The organism is Thauera sp. GDN1 (assembly GCF_029223545.1).
GTDB lineage: Bacteria > Pseudomonadota > Gammaproteobacteria > Burkholderiales > Rhodocyclaceae > Thauera.
The window spans coordinates 193,973-211,215 of the sequence record NZ_CP097870.1 but is presented as its reverse complement, the minus strand read 5'-3'; the positions used below and the strand labels follow the sequence as shown (position 1 = coordinate 211,215).

The window sequence follows — 17,243 nt, the reverse complement described above, 5'->3', positions numbered from 1 at the left end:
GGCGCTGCTTCACCGTGCGGTAACAGGCGGCGCGCATGCTCGACCCATGATCCGCGTGCTGATGATCTCCGACGTCTACTTCCCGCGCGTGAATGGGGTGTCCACGTCGATCGCCACCTTCCGCCGCGCCCTGTCCGCCTGCGACGTGGACGTGCGCCTGATCGCGCCGCGCTACGGCGACGAGGCCGACGTCCCCGGCATCGTGCGCGTCCCCGGCCGGCGCCTGCCCTTCGACCCAGAAGACCGCCTGATGCGGCTGCGCGCGATGGACGAGGCGGTGCGGCGCGAGGCGGCGGAATGCGACCTGGTGCACATCCAGACCCCGTTCGCCGCCCATCGCTACGGCCTGCGCAGCGCGCGCGCCTGCGGCCGGCCGGTGCTGCTGACCTACCACACCTTCTTCGAGGAATACCTCCACCACTACGCCCCCTTCCTGCCCGCGACCGCGCTGCGCGGCCTGGCGCGGCGGGTGTCGCGCACGCAGTGCAACGCGGTCGACGCGGTGGTCGTGCCCTCGACCGCGATGCGCGACCGCCTGGCCGGCTACGGCGTGCGCACACCGATGGAGATCCTGCCCACCGGCATCCCGGTGCAGGACTTCGCCGGCGGCGACGGCCTGCATTTCCGCCGCCTGTACGACATCCCGGAACATGCGCCGATGGCGCTCTACATCGGCCGCGTCGCGCACGAGAAGAACATCGCCTTCCTGCTCGAGGTCGCCGCGCTGATGAAGGCGCAGCGGCCCGATTTCGTGCTCGTGCTCGCCGGCGAAGGCCCGGCCACGCCCAGCCTGCAGCGCCAGGTGCTGCGCAAGGGCCTCGCCGGCACGGTGCGCTTCGTCGGCTACCTGGAGCGCCGCAGGCGCCTGCCCGCGTGCTACGCCGCCGCCGACGTGTTCGTGTTCGCCTCGCGCACCGAGACCCAGGGCCTGGTGCTGCTCGAGGCCATGGCGGCCGGGCTGCCTGTGGTCGCACTGGCGGCGATGGGCACCACCGACATCCTCGCCTCCGAGCGCGGCGCGCGCATCGCCCCCGACTCGCCCGCCGGCTTCGCGGCGGTGGTCGAGGACGTGATCGCCAACGGCCGCCTGCGCAAGCAGCTCGCCGCCGAGGCCCGCGCGCACGCCGCCGAATGGGCCGACAACCTGATGGCCGAGCGCCTCGCCGCGCTCTACCGCCGCCAGCTCGAAGGCCGCGCCTGAGAACGGGCTGAGGCTGCCGGCGCGGGAACCCGCGTCGCGGGGACGCGATCGAAGCGCGCATCGCATCCGGCCACCCGCCCCATCTTGCCCCCCACCCTCCGCCACTTCCCCGGCGGCCTCGCCTTCGTCGACATCGAGACCACCGGCGGCCCCGCCCAGCGCGAATCGATCACCGAGATCGGCATCGTCCAGGTCGACGCGGACGGCGTGCGCGAGTGGTCCACGCTGGTCCGGCCCGAGTCGCGCATCCCCGACTACATCCAGCGCCTGACCGGCATCGACGACGCCATGGTCGCGGGCGCGCCGCGCTTCGCCGAGATCGCCGACGAGGTCTTCGACCGCCTCGACGGCCGCCTCTTCGTCGCCCACAACGCACGCTTCGACCACGGCCACCTGCGCGCCGCCTTCCGCCGCGCCGGACTCGACATCCGGCCGCAGGTGCTGTGTACCGTCAAGCTGTCGCGCCGGCTGTTTCCCGAGTACCGCCGCCACGGTCTCGACCACCTGATCGAGCGCCACGGCCTGGTGGTGGCCGACCGCCACCGCGCGCTCGGCGACGCCCAGCTGCTGTGGCAGTTCTGGCAGAAGCTGCATGAACGCTTCGCGCCCGGACACATCGAGGCCATGGTGCGCGAGCTGATCGGCCACCCCAGCCTGCCGCCCCACCTCGACCCCGAACACATCGCCGGCCTGCCCGACACACCCGGCGTGTATCTGTTCTACGGCGAGCGCGGCGATGCGACGGGTGGCGAGCTGCCGCTCTACATCGGCAAGAGCACCCGCCTGCGCAGCCGCGTGCTGTCGCACTTCGCCGCCGACCACACCAGCGACCGCGAGCTGAGCCTCAGCCAGCAGGTGCGCCACATCGAGTGGATAGCGACCGCCGGCGAGATCGGCGCCCTGCTGAAGGAGGCCGAACTCGTCAAGCGCCTGCAGCCCACCCACAATCGCCAGCTGCGCCGCAACCGCGAGCTGTGCACCTGGCGGCTGGCCACCGACATCGTCGGCGACCGGCGGCTCGAACTGGTGCACGCCGGCGACCTCGACTTCGGCCGCCGCGACGACCTCTACGGCTTCTTCCGCTCCCGCCGCGAAGCCACCAACCGCCTGCGCGCACTCGCCCGCGACCACGCCCTGTGCCCGCCCCTGCTCGGCCTGGACAAGCACCCCCAGGGCGCGCGCTGCTTCGACTTCCAGCTCAAGCGCTGCCGCGGTGCCTGCCACGGCGGCGAATCCCCCCAGGCCCACGCCCTGCGCCTGATCGAGGCCCTGCACGCGCTGAAGGTCGAGCACTGGACCTGGCCGGGCCCGATCGGCCTGCGCGAGGGCGAGGCCATCCACGTCGTCGACGCTTGGCGCTGGCTCGGCACCGCCACCGACGAGGCCATGCTCGCCGACCTCCTGGAAAGCGGCCGCCCCGCCTTCGATCTCGACATCTACAAGATCCTGGTCAAGGCGGCGAAACGGCTGCCGATCCTCCAGCTCTGACCGGTGGGACCGCAAGCGCCGCGACGCCGCGAACACCCAACGCCCAACCGCCGTCCGACTCTGCGACAATCTCGGCAAACGCGCCCGCCTCGAAGCGCCCCTCACCCCGCGACCCCCGATGGAACAACAGACCACCTACGACAGGATCGGCGGCGAACCCACCGTCGCCCGCCTCTGCGACCGCTTCTACGGCCTGATGGCCGAAACCCCGCAGTTCGCCGAACTGCGCGCCATGCACCCCGAAGACCTGCAGGGCTCGCGCGACAAGCTGTTCATGTTCCTGTCCGGCTGGCTCGGCGGGCCGGACCTATTCGTGCAGCAGTTCGGCCACCCGCGCCTGCGCGCGCGCCACATGCCGTTCGCGATCGGCACGCGCGAGCGCGACCAGTGGGTGGCCTGCATGCTGCTGGCGATGGAAGAAGTCGGTATCGAGGAAGGCATCCGCGAGCGCCTGCTGCAGAACTTCTTCAACACCGCAGACTTCATGCGCAACAAGGCAGGCTGAACCGAATTGACACAGAACCACCCCTCCCACTCCGACGCCGTCCGCGGCCTGCTCGCCGCGCTCGCCGTCGTGGTGTTCTGGTCCGGCTTCAACCTCGTGTCGCGCTTCGGCGCCACCACCAGCTTCACGCCCTTCGACATCGCCGCGATGCGCTACGGCGTCTCGGGCACGATCGCCCTGCCCTTCTTCCTGCGCTTCGTGCCCATGCGCGACTGGCCGCGCCACGCGGTGCTCGCCTGCGTCGGCGGGCTGGCCTACGGGCTGTGCGTGTACTGGGGCTTCGCCTTCGCCCCGAGCGCGCATGCCGGCGTGTTCGTCAATGGCGGCATCCCGTTCTGGACCATCGTCATCATGGCGGTGACCAGCGGCTTCCGCATCGCCCGCCCGACCGTCGTCGCGCTGCTGCTGTCGACCGCCGGCCTGCTGCTGATCGGCTTCGAGAGCCTGCTCGCCCCGGCGCGCGCCAACGAGTGGATCGGCGACCTGCTCTTCCTCACCGCCGCGCTGGCGTGGGCGATCTTCGGCCTGCTGATGCGGCGCTGGCAGGTCAAGCCGCAGTTCGGCATCCTCGGCATCGCGAGCTTCTCGGCGCTGGTGTTCATGCCGATCTACCTGCTGTGGCTGCCGTCCAGCATCGGCGCCGCGAGCTGGGGCGAGATCGCGCTGCAGTGCGTGTATCAGGGCGTGATCGCCTCCATGCTCGCCGCCGGCTTCTACAGCTACGCGGTGCAGAAGGTCGGCGCCGGCGAGGCGTCGATGATGCTGGCGCTGGTGCCCGCGTTCACCGCCATCGGCGCCTTCCTGATCCTCGACGAGGCGCTCGGCGCGACCACCATCGTCGGCATCGTCGTGGTGTCGGTCGGCGCCCTGCTCGGCGCGCTGCCGCCCGGTGCGATCGCCAGGCTGCGGGCCGCCGGCCCCCGGCGCTGAACGTCCGCTCGGCGCGCATCCGGCGCGCGAGCGGCGCGGGCGGGACCGGCGCCGGCCCGCACCGCCGCCCCGCTCAGCCGCCGGCGCCCCACAGCGCGCGGTAGCGGCCGTCCGCGTCGTGCATCGCCGCCTGCCGGTCGGGATCGAAACGCCGCCCGCCGCGCGGATCGGTGCCGCGGCCGGCGATGTAGAGCCAGTTGCCCTGGTTGCTGTACACGTCGTAGTCGACGAGCTGCGCCTCGAACCACGCCGCGCCGGCACGCCAGTCGCAGCCGAGGTCGTGGATCAGGTAGCTGGCGACCACCTGGCGCATGCGGTTGGACAGCCAGCCGCTGGCGGCGAGCTCGCGCATGCCGGCGTCGATGAAGGCGTGCCCGGTGCGCCCGCCACACCAGGCCGCGAACGCCGCCGGATCATGGGCAGGCGGCGGGGCACGATCGTCCAGCCCCCGCGCCCGGTACAGCCGGCGCCCGTGCTGCAGGTGCAGGAAGCGGAAGTAATCCCGCCACAGCAGCTCGAACCACAGCCAGTAACTGCCCTCGCTGACGCCGCGCTCGGCCTCGTGGCGGCGCAGCGCGGCGAAGGCGAGCCGCGCCGACAGCGCCCCCTGCGCCAGCCAGGGCGAGAACTTGCTCGAGAAGTCGATCCCGCTCAGGCCGTTGCGCGTCGCCTTGTAGCGCTGCGGTCGATCGCTGGCGAAATAGCGCACCAGATGGGCGCGCGCCGCCTGCTCGCCGCCTGCGAACGCAGGCCGCCACCACGGGAAGGCAGCCTCCGGGGAGGCTTCGGCGGCGCAATGATCGCGGCCACCGTCGCTCCCACCGTGCCGATCGATCGCCATCGCATCGATGGCCGGCAGGGGCGGCAGCGTCTCGGGCGCCGGCATCGGCGCCGCGGGCTGCACGCCCGCCGACTCCACCGCCTGGCGAAAGGCCGTGAATACCTTCGGCAGACGCTCCACCGCAAACGGCAACGCCGCCGGATCGAACAAGCTGGATTGCCACAGCGTCTTCACCTGCAGCCCCGCCGCACGCAAGGCCGCGACCTCGTCCTCTTCCTCGGGCGCAGCGATCGCCTCGCACACCACCCGGCCCGTGCCCAGCGCACGCGCCAGCGCCGGCAGCACCTCGGCCGGCGCACCGCGCAGCTGCAGCAGCCGACTGCCTCGCGCGCGCAAGGCCGCATCAAGATCATCCAGTGCCGCCGCCAGGAACGCGCGCCGGTGCGCACCCCGGCGCACGAAACCCCAGCGCGTCGGCGCATCGGCGGCGGGATCGTGGCAATAGACCGGAAGCAGGCGCGCGCCCGACGCACAGGCCTCGACCAGCGCGAGGTTGTCGCACAGGCGCAGATCGTTGCGAAACCAGTGGATGACGAGTTCCGAGGCCATCAGCACGCCCCCGCCCGGGCGCGACTCCGCCGGCAGCGCTCCGAGCAATAGCGCACCTCCTCCCACACCCGCGCCCACTTCTTCCGCCACGCGAATGGCCGCCCGCAGCCCGCGCACAGCTTCGTCGGCAGATCCGCCTTGCGCCGCATCCCCATCACCCTGCCCCCTCAGAAGCCCAAGTCCAGCTGTGCCGCACACCCCGCACTCGCCGCGGCCTTGCGCCGCCGCCCTTCCGGCGGCCTGCGCGAGCCATGGCGCTCGACGATCGCCGCCTTCGCCGCGCGCACCGCCGGCTGCGCGCGGAGCGCATGCACCCGCGCCTTCGCCGCCCGCGTCGCCGTCTCCAGATCCACCACCGGCAAGGCGATGTCCTCTCCCAGCCGCAAGCCATGGCGCGCCGCCAGCTCGGCCGGCATGCGCCAGGGCTCGAACAGCCACGCATCCGGCACTCGCCGCAGCGCCGGCAGCCAGCGGCGCACGAACACGCCCTGCGGATCGTGATCGCGCGCCTGCTTGAGCGGGTTGTAGACGCGGGTGGTGTTGATGCCCGTCGTCCCCGACTGCATCTGCATCTGGCTCCAGTGGATGCCCGGCTCGTAGTCGAGGAAGGCGCGCGCCAGCCACAGCCCGACCTCGCGCCAGTGCAGCCACAGCGGATAGGCCGCCACCGACACCAGCATCGCGCGCATGCGGAAGTTGAGCCAACCGGTCGCGCGCAGCATCGCCACGCAGGCGTCCACCAAGGGCCAGCCGGTGCGCCCGGCCACCAGCGCGTCGAAATGCGCCGGGTTCCACGCGTCCTCGCGCAGGCCGTCGTAGCCGCGATGCAGGTTGCGCAGTTCCAGCGCAGGCTCGCTCTCCAGCTTCTGGATGAAGTGGCAGTGCCAGTACAGGCGGCCGAGGAAGGCCGACAGCCCGGCGCGGCGGCGGTCGCCCTGGGGCAGGGCAGCAACGCGCGCACGAGTCGCCTGCACCACCTCGCGCAGGCTCAGGCAGCCCCAGGCCAGATACGGCGACAGTCGCGAGCAGGCGGTGGGCGCCTTCAGCGGCGAGGAGATGCCGCCGCGGTACCGGCCGCTGCGCGCATCGAGGAAATCGTGCAGCACCGCGAGCGCGGCGCGCCGCCCCCCGCGCTGGCGCCGCGGCGGCTGGAAGGCGTCGAGACCGAGCGCCATCGCCTCCGGCGCCCGCGCGGCCACGATCACCCCCTGCTCCGGCTCGGCCGCGCCCGGCTGCAGCGCTGCGGGCAGCGGCACGAAGTGCAGCCGCGCCGGCAGGGCGGCCTGCGGCGCGGCGACCTGCGCCTCCCACGCCGCCTGCCAGCGGTCGCGATCGTCCAGCCGGCGCACCACGCCGAACTGCGGCAGCTCATGCCAGCGCACGCCGTGCGCCCGGCACCAGGCCGCCACCGCGCGGTCGCGCGCGTAGCTCGCGCCGTTGCCGGTCTCCTGGTGCGAATACAGCGCGTCGAAGGGCGCGACGGCGTGCACGCGATCGAGCACCGCGACCGCCTCGCCCACCATCAGGTGCAGCCGCCCACCCAGCCGGCGCAGCTCGGCGTGCAGCTCGCGCGCGCTCTCGAGCATGAACTCGTAGTGCTGGCGCGCGGCGTCCGCCTGCGCCCACAGCGCGGGCTCGACGATCGCCACGCACAGCACCGGCCCGCGGCGCGCCGCCGCGGCGAGCGCGCCATGGTCGGCGAGGCGGAAATCGCGCTTGAACCAGACCAGTCCGTATCCCATCCGCTGCTCCTGCAGCCCGCGGGCAGTGCCGTCAGCCTCACCGACCCGAGTCAGGCCAGGGCCATCTCCGCCAGCACGCAGTGCGCAAGCGCATGGCCGCTGAGCCAGGCGCCCTCGACGCGGCCGCCGTGCAGCCAGTCGCCGCATAGCCCGATGCGGTCCTCGGCCCGCCAGACGTAGCCCTCCTCGACCGCGGACGCGGTGATCGCGTAGCGCCAGCGGTGCGCCGACCACACCACCGGCACCTCGCCGCCCAGCGCCCGGAAGGCGGCGATCAGCGCGCTCGCCACCCGCTCCGGCGTGTCCTCGATGTGGGCTTCGCTCCACTCGGCGCTCGCGTGCAGGGTCCAGGTCTCCATGCCCGCGCGCCCGGGCTTGCTGGTGTCGCGCGCGATCCAGCGCAAGGGGCCGCTGTTGACGAAGGCGGCGTCGAAATCGAGCGCGAGCGGCGCGTCGAAGCGCGCCATCAGCGTCCAGCAGCCCTGCATGCGCGCCGCACCCGCGATCGCGGCGAGCTCGGGCGCCAGCGGCTGCAGCAGCGGCACCGCCTGCGGCGCCGGCACCGCGAGCAGCACGCCGTCGAAGGCCTCGGGCAGCAGGCCGTGCTCGGCGGTGGCGAGCTCCCAGCCGTGCTCGTAGCTGTGGAGCGCATTGACCGTGGCCTGCAGGCGCAGGTCCAGGCCTTCGGCCAGATGGCGCGCCGGTGCGGTCATGCGCGGGGTGCCGACATGGCGGACCAGCGCCGCGCCCGCCTCGCCCACCGCCTCGCGGCGGCCGTCCGCCCCGAACACCGTCAGCCGCGGCTGCCAGCGCGCCGCCACCCCCGCCTCCAGCCAGCGCGCGACTTCGGCCTGGAAGCGCGGATCGCGCGCGGTGAAATACTGCGCGCCGTGATCGCAGGCCCAGCCTTCGCCGCGGCGAGTGCTCATGCGGCCGGCGGGGCCGCGGCTCTTGTCGAGGACGGTGACGCGCACGCCGGCTTCGGCGAGCGCCCGCGCGCAACTCAGGCCGGCGATGCCGGCACCGACGACGGCGTAGTGGAGAGGAGGATTCATGGCTGCATCCCTCGCAGGCAGGAGTCCGCAGCGCGGACGGGGATCGACTCGGATCGATCGGAATATACCTCTTTTGTCCTGGACAAAAAAGATTCGGATTACTAGCATTCAGCTTCAAGACAACATCTTGTCCAGCACACATGCCGAATGCCAGCGCATGGCGTCCTGGACATTCAACCCACCCGACACGCCGATCGACGCCGCCACCGCGATGAACCCCAGCCTGCCCGATCCCCTCCGCAATACCGCCCGCCGGCTCGGCTATGCCGGCCTGATCCCCTTCGTGGTGCTCGCCCCGGCCAGCCTGCTCGACGGCCACCATGGCTACACCTGGAGCGATGCGCTCTACGCCTACGGCGCGGTGATCCTCAGCTTCGTGTGCGCGCTGCACTGGGGCTTCGCGATGGCGCTGCCCGGCCTCGACGACGCCCGCCGTCGGCGCACGATGCTGTGGAGCGTGGTGCCCTCCCTGATCGCCTGGCCGGCGCTGCTGCTGGTGCCGATGGAAGCCGCCGCGCTGCTGGTGACCGGCTTCGTGCTGCACTACCTCCAGGACCGCCGCCTCGCCCGCCACGCCGAGCTGCCGGCCTGGTACCTGCCGCTGCGCCTGCGGCTGACGGCGGTCGCCTGCATCAGCCTGATCGCCGGTGCCTTCGTGACGCTGCCCTACTGAAGCGCACCTCCCACGACTCCATCCAGGAGCGCCGCCGCATGGACACCGAAGCCCGCGCCACCGCCGTCCCCGGCGGCCGCCTGTCCCGCCTCGCCCGCCTGGGCTCGCTCGCCACCGGGGTCGCCGGCGGCATGCTGGCCGAAGGCGCGCGCCAGCTCGCCGCCGGCAAGCGCCCCAGGGTCAGCGAGCTGGTGCTGACCCCGGCCAACGCCCGCCGCGTCGCCGACCAGCTCGCGCAGCTGCGCGGCGCGGCGATGAAGGTCGGCCAGCTGATGTCGATGGACGCCGGCAGCCTGCTGCCGCCCGAGCTCGCCGACATCCTCGCCCGCCTGCGCGCGGACGCGCGCTCGATGCCGATGAGCCAGGTGGTGGAGGTGCTGCAGACGCACTGGGGCCCGGGCTGGGAGCAGGGCTTCGAGCGCTTCTCCTTCACCCCCTGCGCGGCGGCCTCGATCGGCCAGGTGCATCGGGCGCGCACCGGCGACGGCCAGGAGCTGGCGATCAAGCTGCAATATCCCGGCGTGCGCCGCAGCATCGACAGCGACGTGGACAACGTGGCCACCCTGCTGCGCGTCTCCGGCCTGCTGCCGAAGGGGCTGGATCTGGCGCCCTTGCTCGACGAGGCCAAGCGCCAGCTGCACGAGGAGGCCGACTACCGGCGCGAGGCCGACAACCTGCAGCGCTTCGCCACCCTGCTCGCCGGCGCCGGGGACTTCGTGCTGCCGCAGCCGGTGGCGGCGCTGACCCGCAGCGACATCCTGGCGATGAGCTGGGTGGAGGGCGTGGCGGTGGAATCGCTCGCCGACCCGCAGGCGGCCGACCAGGCGCTGCGCGACCGCGTGGCGAGCCTGCTGATCGGCCTGCTGTTCCGCGAGCTGTTCGAGTTCCGCCTGGTCCAGACCGACCCCAACTTCGCCAACTACCGCTTCGAGCCGGAGACGGGCCGCCTGGTGCTGCTCGACTTCGGCGCCACCCGCGCCTATCCGGACGCCGTGGTCGAGGCCTACCGCCGCCTGATGGCCGCCAGCATCCGCGGCGACCGCACGGCGATGGGCGAGGCCGCGCAGGCGATCGGCTACTTCCGCGACGACATCCACGCCCACCAGCGCGAGGCGGTGATCGACCTGTTCCGGATCGCCTGCGAGCCCCTGCGCCACCCCGGCGCCTACGACTTCGGCGCCAGCGACCTCGCCGTGCGCCTGCGCGACGCCGGGCTGAAGCTCGGCATGGAGCGCGATTTCCGGCACACGCCGCCGGCCGACGCGCTGTTCCTGCACCGCAAGCTGGGCGGACTGTACCTGCTCGCGGCGCGCCTGCGCGCACGCGTGGACGTCGGCGCCCGGGTGGCGCGCTGGCTCGGCTGAGCAGGCGCCGGGGACAAGGGCAAGGATGTGCAGGGCAGGATGATCGTGGCAGCATGAGGGTCCTCCAGAAGAACCCAGAGTCATACGCATGCCCCTCGCCCAGAGCGCGCGCCTGCAGCAGCGGATTCAGTCCTTCGCCCTCATCGGCATCCTGCTGACCGGCCTCCTCGTCGCGCTCGCGACCGCGGTGCCGATGTACCGCCATGCGCACGCGCTCGCCGAACGTGCGCTCGCCGACGCCGCGCGCGGCGAGGCGCGCGCGGCGGGACAGTTCCTCGCCAAGAGTGCCGACATCGCACGCCAGATCGCCAGCCGCAGCGCGGTGCGCGACAAGCTCGAAGCCTACAATCGCCGGGAAATCGACCTCGTCGAGCTGGTGGACTTTTGCGCGCCGCGCATCCGCGATGCCCTCGACCATGCAGGCCAGATTGCCGGCATGGTGCGCTTCGATCGCGATGGCAAGCCGGTGCTCGAGCTCGGCCTGCCCCTGCCACGGGCGTCCGCGGCATTGCCCGCCAACGGCAGCAGCGGCGTACGCTTCGTCGGCCCCTTCGCCACCGAGCATGGGCATCACCTGCTGGTCGGCGCACCGATCCTGTCGCGCGAGGGCGAGTGGATCGGCAGCGACGTGCTCGCCTTCGACCTCCAGCCGCTGGAGGACATGCTGTCGATGGACCCGGTGCGGACGGCCTACCCCGCAGCGAGCCAGGTGCTCCACCACCAGCCCACCGGCATCGCGATGGCGTGGCTGGCGCAGGCGGGGACGGTCGCGATCCTGCCCTCGGTTGCCGCGCTCCCGGCATCGATGCGCCTCGCGCTGGAGGGTGAGCCGGGGCGGGTGCGCCGCGACGGCGCGGCGGGCGAGCACGTCGTCTTCGCGCTCGAGCTCGAGGAAGCGCCGGGCTGGGTCTATGCGCTGGTCACGCCGGCGGGCGAGTTCGCCCAGCCGGTCCGCACCCAGCTGCTGTTTCCGCTCGCCACCATCGCCGCGCTGGTGCTGCTCGGTGCGCTGCTCACCGCGCGCGCCATGCGACCGCTCACGCAGCGCGCGCTGGAGCAGTCGCGGCACCTGCTCGAACTCAGCGAGAAGCAGCGTCTCGCCGCCAGCGTGTTCGAGGGCAGCCCGCAAGGCATCGTGATCATGGACACCGCGCACCGCATCGTCGATGCCAACCGCGCGTGCACCACGATGACCGGCTTTCCGCTCGCCACCCTGCGCGGACGCAGCTTCTGCGAAGCACTCCACGGCCCGGAGCAGGCCGACCGGATCGGCGCCGAGATCCGCGCCGGCATCGGGCGCAGCGGCGAGTGGCAGGGGGAAGGCGAGCTGTTGCGTGCCGACGGCGGACGCTTTCCGGCCTGGCAGAGCATCACCGCGGTGCGCGCCGCCGACGGCGGCGTCCGTCACTACATCGGCATGTTCAGCGACATCAGCGCGCAGCGCGTGGCCGAGGAACGCATCCGCCACCTCGCCCACCACGACGCGCTCACCAATCTGCCCAATCGCACCCTGCTCAACGACCGCCTCGGCGTGGCGATGGATCGTGCGCGCCGCAGCGGCCAGCCCCTGGCGCTGCTGTTCATCGACCTCGATCGCTTCAAGTACGTCAACGACACCCTCGGGCACCCGCTGGGCGACCGTCTGCTGCAGGCGGTCGCCCAGCGCCTGCACACGGTACTGCGCGAAGGCGACACGCTCGCCCGCCTCGGCGGCGACGAGTTCGTCGTGCTGGTCGAGGGCCTCGCCGGCCCCGAGGACGCCGAGCGCGTCGCGCGCAAGCTGCTGCAGGCGATGCAGCAGCCGGTGCTACTGGACGGACACGAGCTCTTCATCGGCGGCAGCATCGGCATCAGCCTGTTCCCGCAGGACGGCGACACCATCGAAGCCCTGGTGCGCTGTGCGGACTCGGCGATGTACCGCGCCAAGGACGCCGGTCGCAACACCTTCCGCTTCCACACCCGCGAACAGGCCAGCCGCAGTCGCGAGCGCTTCGAGCTCGAACACGGCCTGCGCCACGCCGTCGAGCGCGGCGAGCTGCGCCTGCTCTACCAGCCGCAGGCCGCCTGCCGCAGCGGTGCGCTCGTCGGCGTGGAGGCGCTGGTGCGCTGGGAGCACCCCGGGCGCGGCACGATCATGCCGGACCGCTTCATCCCGCTCGCCGAGGAGATCGGCCTCATCCGCCCGATCGGGGAATGGGTGCTGAACACCGCCTGCGCCCAGGCGCGCGCCTGGGAGCGCGAGGGCCGGCCGGTGCGCGTGGCGGTGAACCTGTCGGGCCAGCAGATCTCCACCGACGGCCTGGTGGACGCGGTGCGCGATGCGCTCGACCGCTCCGGCCTGTCGCCGCGGCTGCTCGAGCTCGAGATCACCGAGGGGCACATCCTCAAGCGCGTCGACCACTGCATCGACACCCTGCGCAAACTCAAGGGGCTCGGCGTCACGCTGGCGATCGACGATTTCGGCACCGGCTATTCCTCGCTGAGCTACCTCAAGCGCCTGCCGGTGGACCGCCTCAAGATCGACCGCAGCTTCGTCGAGGGCGTACCGGCCGACCATGACGACACCGCGATCGTCGCCACCATCCTCGCCATGGCGCGCAACCTGGGGCTGGCCGTGATCGCCGAGGGCGTGGAGACCGAGGACCAGCTCCGCCATCTGAGCGCCGCGCACTGCGACGAATACCAGGGCTACCTGCTCGGCCGCCCGGTGCCGGCCGACGCGATCCGCGCCCGCCTCGGCTGAGCGCGCACCCTTCGACCGGAACGCGCGCGGCGCCTCGGCGCGGGCACCGCCGCGGCCGCTCAGCGCGGCGCGGCGAACACGGTCAGCACGCCGGTGTAGCCGTACAGCCGGCTGTGCGCGATCTCGCCGCCGGCGAAGAAGCCGACCAGCGGCACGTCGCCGATCACGTCGCGGATGGTCGCGAGCTCGGCCGCCGGCCGGCCGAAATGGGCGCCGCCGCGGCCGGAGCAGCTCACATACACCGCGCCGAGCGCCACGCCGCCGCTCGCTGCCAGCTCGTCGCGGATCTCGCGTGCGATGCGGCGCAGGTCGGCGAGCGCGGCCTCGGGGTCGCGGCGGCAGAAGATCAGCCACGCGCCCTGGTCGACCGTATCGCCGATCGCCACCACGCCGGCGCGCGGATCGAGGCCGATGATGTTGCGCACCAGCATGTCGGCGCCGAAAGCCGCAGGCGCGACGATGTCGAAGTCCTCGCCCGGATGCAGCCCGACCAGCGTGCTCGACAGCGCCTCGGCCAGCGGCTCCAGCGCCATGTCCGGCGGCAGGCCGAGGTCTTCGAGCGCGCAGTCGAGCGCGGGCAGGCCGTCGAGCGTGACGACGATGTTGTCCTGCGCACGGCTGACGATGCGCCGCGGCCCGATCGGCTGGCAGCCCTGGGTGACGCGCGACAGGATGCCGACCTCGGCGGAGAAGGCGACGCCCGACAGCCCGCCGCCGTCGAACACCGCGTCGGCGATCTGCACGCTGCGCCCGCGCGAGGCGCTGAGGCCGCCGAACAGGTAGCCGCTGGCGGTGCGCGCGGCCAGCTCCGGCAGCAGCTCCTGCAGGTCGGGGGTGCGCCCGTCGGCATGCACCAGCGCGGCATGGGGATGGAAGTCCTCGCTGTCGGCGCGCAGCGGCTGGCGGCCGGAGAACACGCGGAACGCGCCGCGCGGCAGCGGCGCCAGCATCAGCGCGAGCGCGGGCTGGTCGAAATGCTCGGCACCGGTGGCGGCAACGCCGACGCCCACCGTGCCCACCCAGTGCACGCCCGGCAGGCGGTGCCGGAGCTCGGCGAGGATCGCCTCGGCCTCGTCGGCGAAGGCGTCGGTCAGGTAGCACAGGCCGAGCGTGTACTCCGCCGGCACCTCGCCGCTGCCGGCGGCATGGGCGGTGGCGACGCGTGCGTCGTGCAGCATGTCGTCGAGCGCACGGTGCAGCGCCACCCGCCAGTCGCGGTGGGCGGCGTGGGCGGCGGCGAAGCGGATCGGGTTCATGCCGCCCCCGTGCGCAGGAAATCCTCCAGCGCGGCCGCCACCTGCTCGGGCTGGTCGTGCTGCAGGTTGTGGCCGGCATCGGCGATCGTCACCACGCGCCGCTCGACGAAGCAGTCCAGCCGGCGCTGCAGCGCGTGCGCATCGTCGCCGAAGCGCTCGTTCACGTAGCCGTGCTCGGCGAACAACATCAGCGTCGGCGCCCGCACCTGGCGCCAGCACGCCATCACGTCCTCGATGCGATAGACGAAGGGCGAGGGCACCTTGTGCCAGGGATCGCAGGCCATCTCCACCCGGCCGTCGGCGCCGACGCGGCCGACGTGGCGGGCGAGGAAGTCGGCGCGCGCCGGCGTCAGGCGGGGGTTCACCGTGCGCAGCCGGCGCGCGAAGGCGGCGTGGTCGGCGTGTGTGGGAAGGCGGGGCGGCGTGGCCTGGGCGTCCAGCCACTTGCGCAGCAGCATGGGCGAGTCCGCCTCGGCCGGTGGCTTGAGGCCGAGGAAATCCATCATCACCAGGTGCGAGACGCGTTCGGGACGCAGCCCGGCATAGACCCCGGCCACCGCCGCCCCCATGCTGTGGCCGACCAGGCGCACCGGCCCATGCGGGGCGTAATGGTCGAGCAGCACCTCGAGGTCGGCGTAGTAGTCGGGGAACCAGTAGGGATGGCCGAACCAGGTGCTGCCGCCGAAACCGCGCCAATCGGGGGCGATCACCTGCCAGTCGCCGCGCAGCGCGTCGACGACGAACTGGAAGGTGGGCGAGGAATCCATCCAGCCGTGCAGCAGGAACAGCGCCGGCGCATCGGCCGGCCCCCAGCGGCGCACGGTGTAGCTCAGGCCGCACACCGGCAGCTGCTCGGTCAAGGAGGGTTTGTGGACAGGGGCGGAGGCGGTCTGGGCGGACATGCGGGCAGCGGCTTTTTACGTGACAATCACACCTTCATTCTAGCTGCCGGCAACGCTCCGCCGCCTCCCCTCCACCTTCTCCCGACTGCCTCCGTCCGCCTGGCGCCCTGCCGCATGACCGACTCCGCCCTGCTGCGCCGACGCTTTCTCGCCGAAGTCCGCACCCTGCGCAACGAGCGCCGCGATTTCCACGAATGGCATCGCGGCCGCCCGCACTACCTGCTGTGGGCGCTCGACGTGGACACGCCGCCGCTGCGCGCGCGCCTGGCCGCGGCGCAGCGCGCGCTCGACGGCCTGCTGCTCGACGGCTACCGGCGCCAGCCCCACGTCACGCTGGCGCTGTGCGGCTTCCCGGCGACCGGGCCGAGCACGGCCACGGACGAATTCGACCAGCGCCTGATCGCCGCCCAGCTCGCCGCGCTGCAGGCCGCCGCACCCGCCCCCTTCGCGCTCGAGATCGGCGGGCTGGAAAGCTTCTCGTCCGCGCCCTTCCTCAGCGTGCACGACGCCGGCGGCGCGCTCGCGACCATCCGGCGCTGCCTGCACGCCGACGCCCCCCACCCGCAGGGCGACTACGTGCCGCACGTCACCGTCGGCCTGTATGCCGACGTCTGGCCCACCGCCGAGGTCGCCCGCCGCTTCCAGGCCCTCGCCGCCGCGCCCCGGCTCCCCTGCCGCATCACCCGCCTGAGCCTGATGGGCTACGCGGCGGCCGACATCGGCGGCGCGCTGTTCACGCTCGCCGACTACGAACTCGCCGAGCGCGAGTTGCGCTGGCGCAGCGCGGCATCCGTGCTCGATCAGGCCCTGCACGCGGAAACGCCATGAACACGCCCCCTCCGGCCACCGCCACGGATCGCCCGGCCTCGCCGTTGGCCGTCTTCATCGCCTTCAGCCTGCTCGCGCTGCAGGGCTTCGGCGGCGTGCTCGCGGTGGCGCAGCGCGAGCTGGTCGACCGCCGCAACTGGCTCAGCCGGGCGGAGTTCGTCGAGCTGTACGCGGTGGCGCAGCTGCTGCCCGGACCCAACGTGGTCAACCTGTCGCTGATGATCGGCGACCGCTACTTCGGCTGGCGCGGCGCGTTCGCCGCGATCGGCGGCATGCTGCTGGCGCCGATGCTGGTGGTGCTGGCGCTGGCCGCGAGCTACCGGCAGCTGGCGCAGTATCCGGCGGTGGCCGGCGCGCTGCGCGGCATGGGTGCGGTCGCCGCCGGGCTGATCCTGGCGATGGCGCTGAAGATGCTCGCCACCCTGCGCGGCAACGTGCTCGGCCCCGCGCTGTGCACCGCGCTCGGGCTGCTGACGCTGGCCGCGATCGCGGTGTTCCGGGTACCGCTGGCCTGGGTGGTGATCGGCCTCGGCCTCGGCGGCTGGGGCCTGGCGCGCTGGCGCATCGCGCTGCTCGATGCGCGCAAGGCCCGCTCGCGTAAGGAGGACGAGTCATGCTGAGCACGCTGCCCGCGGCCGACCTGCTCGAGCTCTTCCTGCGCTTCCTGATGCTGTCGCTGCTGTCGATCGGTGGCGCGATGTCCACCGCGCCCGAGATGCACCGCTACCTGGTGGTCGAGCGCGGCTGGCTGGGCGAGGCCGACTTCACCACCGCGATCGCCCTCGCCCAGGCCGCGCCCGGGCCCAACGTGCTGTTCGTGCCGGTGCTCGGCTTCCAGGTCGCGGGCCTGGCGGGCGCCGCCGCCGCCCTGCTCGGCATCCTGCTGCCGTCGACGCTGCTCTCGCTCGGCGTCAGCCGCTGGGGCGCCACGCGCCGCGACACGCCGCTGGTACGCGCCTTCACCGCCGGCCTGGCGCCGGTCACCGTCGGCCTGACCTTCGCCACCGGCTGGCTGCTCGCGCTGCCCTTCCTCGCCGACCCGGCGCAGCGCGGCGGCGCGCTGCTGCTGATCGCGCTGACCGCGCTGGTAACGCTGAAGACGAAGCTGGCGCCGATGTGGATGATCGCGGTCGGCGCGGCGCTGGGCGCGGCCGGGTTCGTGTAGA

Annotated in this window: 16 protein-coding genes; 10 read left to right on the top strand and 6 right to left on the bottom strand. The window is 72.9% G+C overall.

Features of this window, described 5'->3' with window-relative positions; translation table 11 throughout:
- The first annotated feature begins 46 nt into the window (after window positions 1-46).
- The 4 genes from CKCBHOJB_RS00965 to CKCBHOJB_RS00950 all read left to right on the top strand — a co-directional run bounded on the left by CKCBHOJB_RS00965 (window position 47) and on the right by CKCBHOJB_RS00950 (window position 4,124).
- Window positions 47-1,201 carry a glycosyltransferase gene (locus tag CKCBHOJB_RS00965; RefSeq protein ID WP_281050214.1) on the top strand — a complete coding sequence of 385 codons (1,155 nt, stop codon included), beginning with the start codon at window positions 47-49 and terminating at the stop codon, window positions 1,199-1,201.
- Between the two features lie 84 nt (window positions 1,202-1,285).
- Window positions 1,286-2,689 (top strand): 3'-5' exonuclease family protein, encoded by a 1,404-nt coding sequence (locus CKCBHOJB_RS00960; RefSeq protein ID WP_281050213.1) that lies wholly within the window; start codon window positions 1,286-1,288, stop codon window positions 2,687-2,689.
- 118 nt (window positions 2,690-2,807) lie between these two features.
- Window positions 2,808-3,194 carry a group II truncated hemoglobin gene (locus CKCBHOJB_RS00955; RefSeq protein WP_281050212.1) on the top strand — a complete coding sequence of 129 codons (387 nt, stop codon included), beginning with the start codon at window positions 2,808-2,810 and terminating at the stop codon, window positions 3,192-3,194.
- A gap of 6 nt (window positions 3,195-3,200) precedes the next feature.
- Window positions 3,201-4,124, top strand: coding sequence for a DMT family transporter (locus CKCBHOJB_RS00950; protein WP_281050211.1), 924 nt, complete (start codon window positions 3,201-3,203; stop codon window positions 4,122-4,124).
- A gap of 73 nt (window positions 4,125-4,197) precedes the next feature.
- On the opposite strand, the gene CKCBHOJB_RS00945 is transcribed toward CKCBHOJB_RS00950, so the two are convergent.
- The 4 genes from CKCBHOJB_RS00945 to CKCBHOJB_RS00930 are packed head-to-tail and all read right to left on the bottom strand — an operon-like array spanning window position 4,198 to window position 8,311.
- A complete protein-coding gene (locus CKCBHOJB_RS00945; protein ID WP_281050210.1) occupies window positions 4,198-5,562 on the bottom strand; it encodes a DASH family cryptochrome in 1,365 nt (454 codons plus the stop codon).
- Window positions 5,514-5,669 (bottom strand): DUF2256 domain-containing protein, encoded by a 156-nt coding sequence (locus CKCBHOJB_RS00940; protein WP_348634854.1) that lies wholly within the window; start codon window positions 5,667-5,669, stop codon window positions 5,514-5,516. The genes CKCBHOJB_RS00945 and CKCBHOJB_RS00940 overlap by 49 nt, the downstream gene beginning before the upstream one ends.
- A 12-nt stretch (window positions 5,670-5,681) precedes the next feature.
- Window positions 5,682-7,256 carry an FAD-binding domain-containing protein gene (locus CKCBHOJB_RS00935; protein ID WP_281050208.1) on the bottom strand — a complete coding sequence of 525 codons (1,575 nt, stop codon included), beginning with the start codon at window positions 7,254-7,256 and terminating at the stop codon, window positions 5,682-5,684.
- Window positions 7,257-7,306: 50 nt separating this feature from the next.
- Window positions 7,307-8,311 (bottom strand): FAD-dependent oxidoreductase, encoded by a 1,005-nt coding sequence (locus tag CKCBHOJB_RS00930; RefSeq protein ID WP_281050207.1) that lies wholly within the window; start codon window positions 8,309-8,311, stop codon window positions 7,307-7,309.
- A 157-nt stretch (window positions 8,312-8,468) separates the two neighbouring features.
- Here CKCBHOJB_RS00930 and CKCBHOJB_RS00925 point away from each other — a divergent pair, with 157 nt between their 5' ends.
- The 3 genes from CKCBHOJB_RS00925 (at window position 8,469) to CKCBHOJB_RS00915 (ending at window position 13,091) form a co-directional block, all read left to right on the top strand.
- Window positions 8,469-8,984: a DUF3429 domain-containing protein gene (locus CKCBHOJB_RS00925; RefSeq protein WP_281050206.1), complete on the top strand. Its 516-nt coding sequence runs from the start codon at window positions 8,469-8,471 to the stop codon at window positions 8,982-8,984.
- 38 nt (window positions 8,985-9,022) lie between these two features.
- The gene (locus tag CKCBHOJB_RS00920; RefSeq protein WP_281050205.1) at window positions 9,023-10,348 is read left to right on the top strand and encodes an AarF/ABC1/UbiB kinase family protein; all 1,326 of its coding nucleotides are present in this window, start codon (window positions 9,023-9,025) and stop codon (window positions 10,346-10,348) included.
- 88 nt (window positions 10,349-10,436) lie between these two features.
- Window positions 10,437-13,091, top strand: coding sequence for an EAL domain-containing protein (locus tag CKCBHOJB_RS00915; protein WP_281050204.1), 2,655 nt, complete (start codon window positions 10,437-10,439; stop codon window positions 13,089-13,091).
- A gap of 59 nt (window positions 13,092-13,150) precedes the next feature.
- Here CKCBHOJB_RS00915 and CKCBHOJB_RS00910 read toward each other — a convergent pair whose 3' ends face one another.
- Together CKCBHOJB_RS00910 and CKCBHOJB_RS00905 are read right to left on the bottom strand one after the other, a co-directional pair.
- Entirely contained in the window at window positions 13,151-14,347 is a 1,197-nt protein-coding gene (locus CKCBHOJB_RS00910; protein WP_281050203.1) for an FIST N-terminal domain-containing protein, read from the bottom strand.
- On the bottom strand, window positions 14,344-15,249 hold the full coding sequence (locus CKCBHOJB_RS00905) for an alpha/beta hydrolase (protein WP_281050202.1): 906 nt from the start codon (window positions 15,247-15,249) through the stop codon (window positions 14,344-14,346). The genes CKCBHOJB_RS00910 and CKCBHOJB_RS00905 overlap by 4 nt, the downstream gene beginning before the upstream one ends.
- Window positions 15,250-15,363: 114 nt before the next feature.
- On the opposite strand from CKCBHOJB_RS00905, the gene CKCBHOJB_RS00900 reads away from it, so the two are divergent.
- From CKCBHOJB_RS00900 to CKCBHOJB_RS00890, 3 genes are read left to right on the top strand one after another with little or no spacing between them, the layout of a single operon-like run.
- Window positions 15,364-16,077, top strand: coding sequence for a 2'-5' RNA ligase family protein (locus tag CKCBHOJB_RS00900; protein ID WP_281050201.1), 714 nt, complete (start codon window positions 15,364-15,366; stop codon window positions 16,075-16,077).
- Window positions 16,074-16,697, top strand: a complete 624-nt coding sequence (locus tag CKCBHOJB_RS00895) for a chromate transporter (protein ID WP_281050200.1) — start codon at window positions 16,074-16,076, stop codon at window positions 16,695-16,697. The genes CKCBHOJB_RS00900 and CKCBHOJB_RS00895 overlap by 4 nt, the downstream gene beginning before the upstream one ends.
- Window positions 16,694-17,242, top strand: a complete 549-nt coding sequence (locus CKCBHOJB_RS00890) for a chromate transporter (RefSeq protein WP_348634874.1) — start codon at window positions 16,694-16,696, stop codon at window positions 17,240-17,242. Before CKCBHOJB_RS00895 ends, CKCBHOJB_RS00890 begins: the two co-directional genes overlap by 4 nt.
- Window position 17,243: the final 1 nt, after the last annotated feature.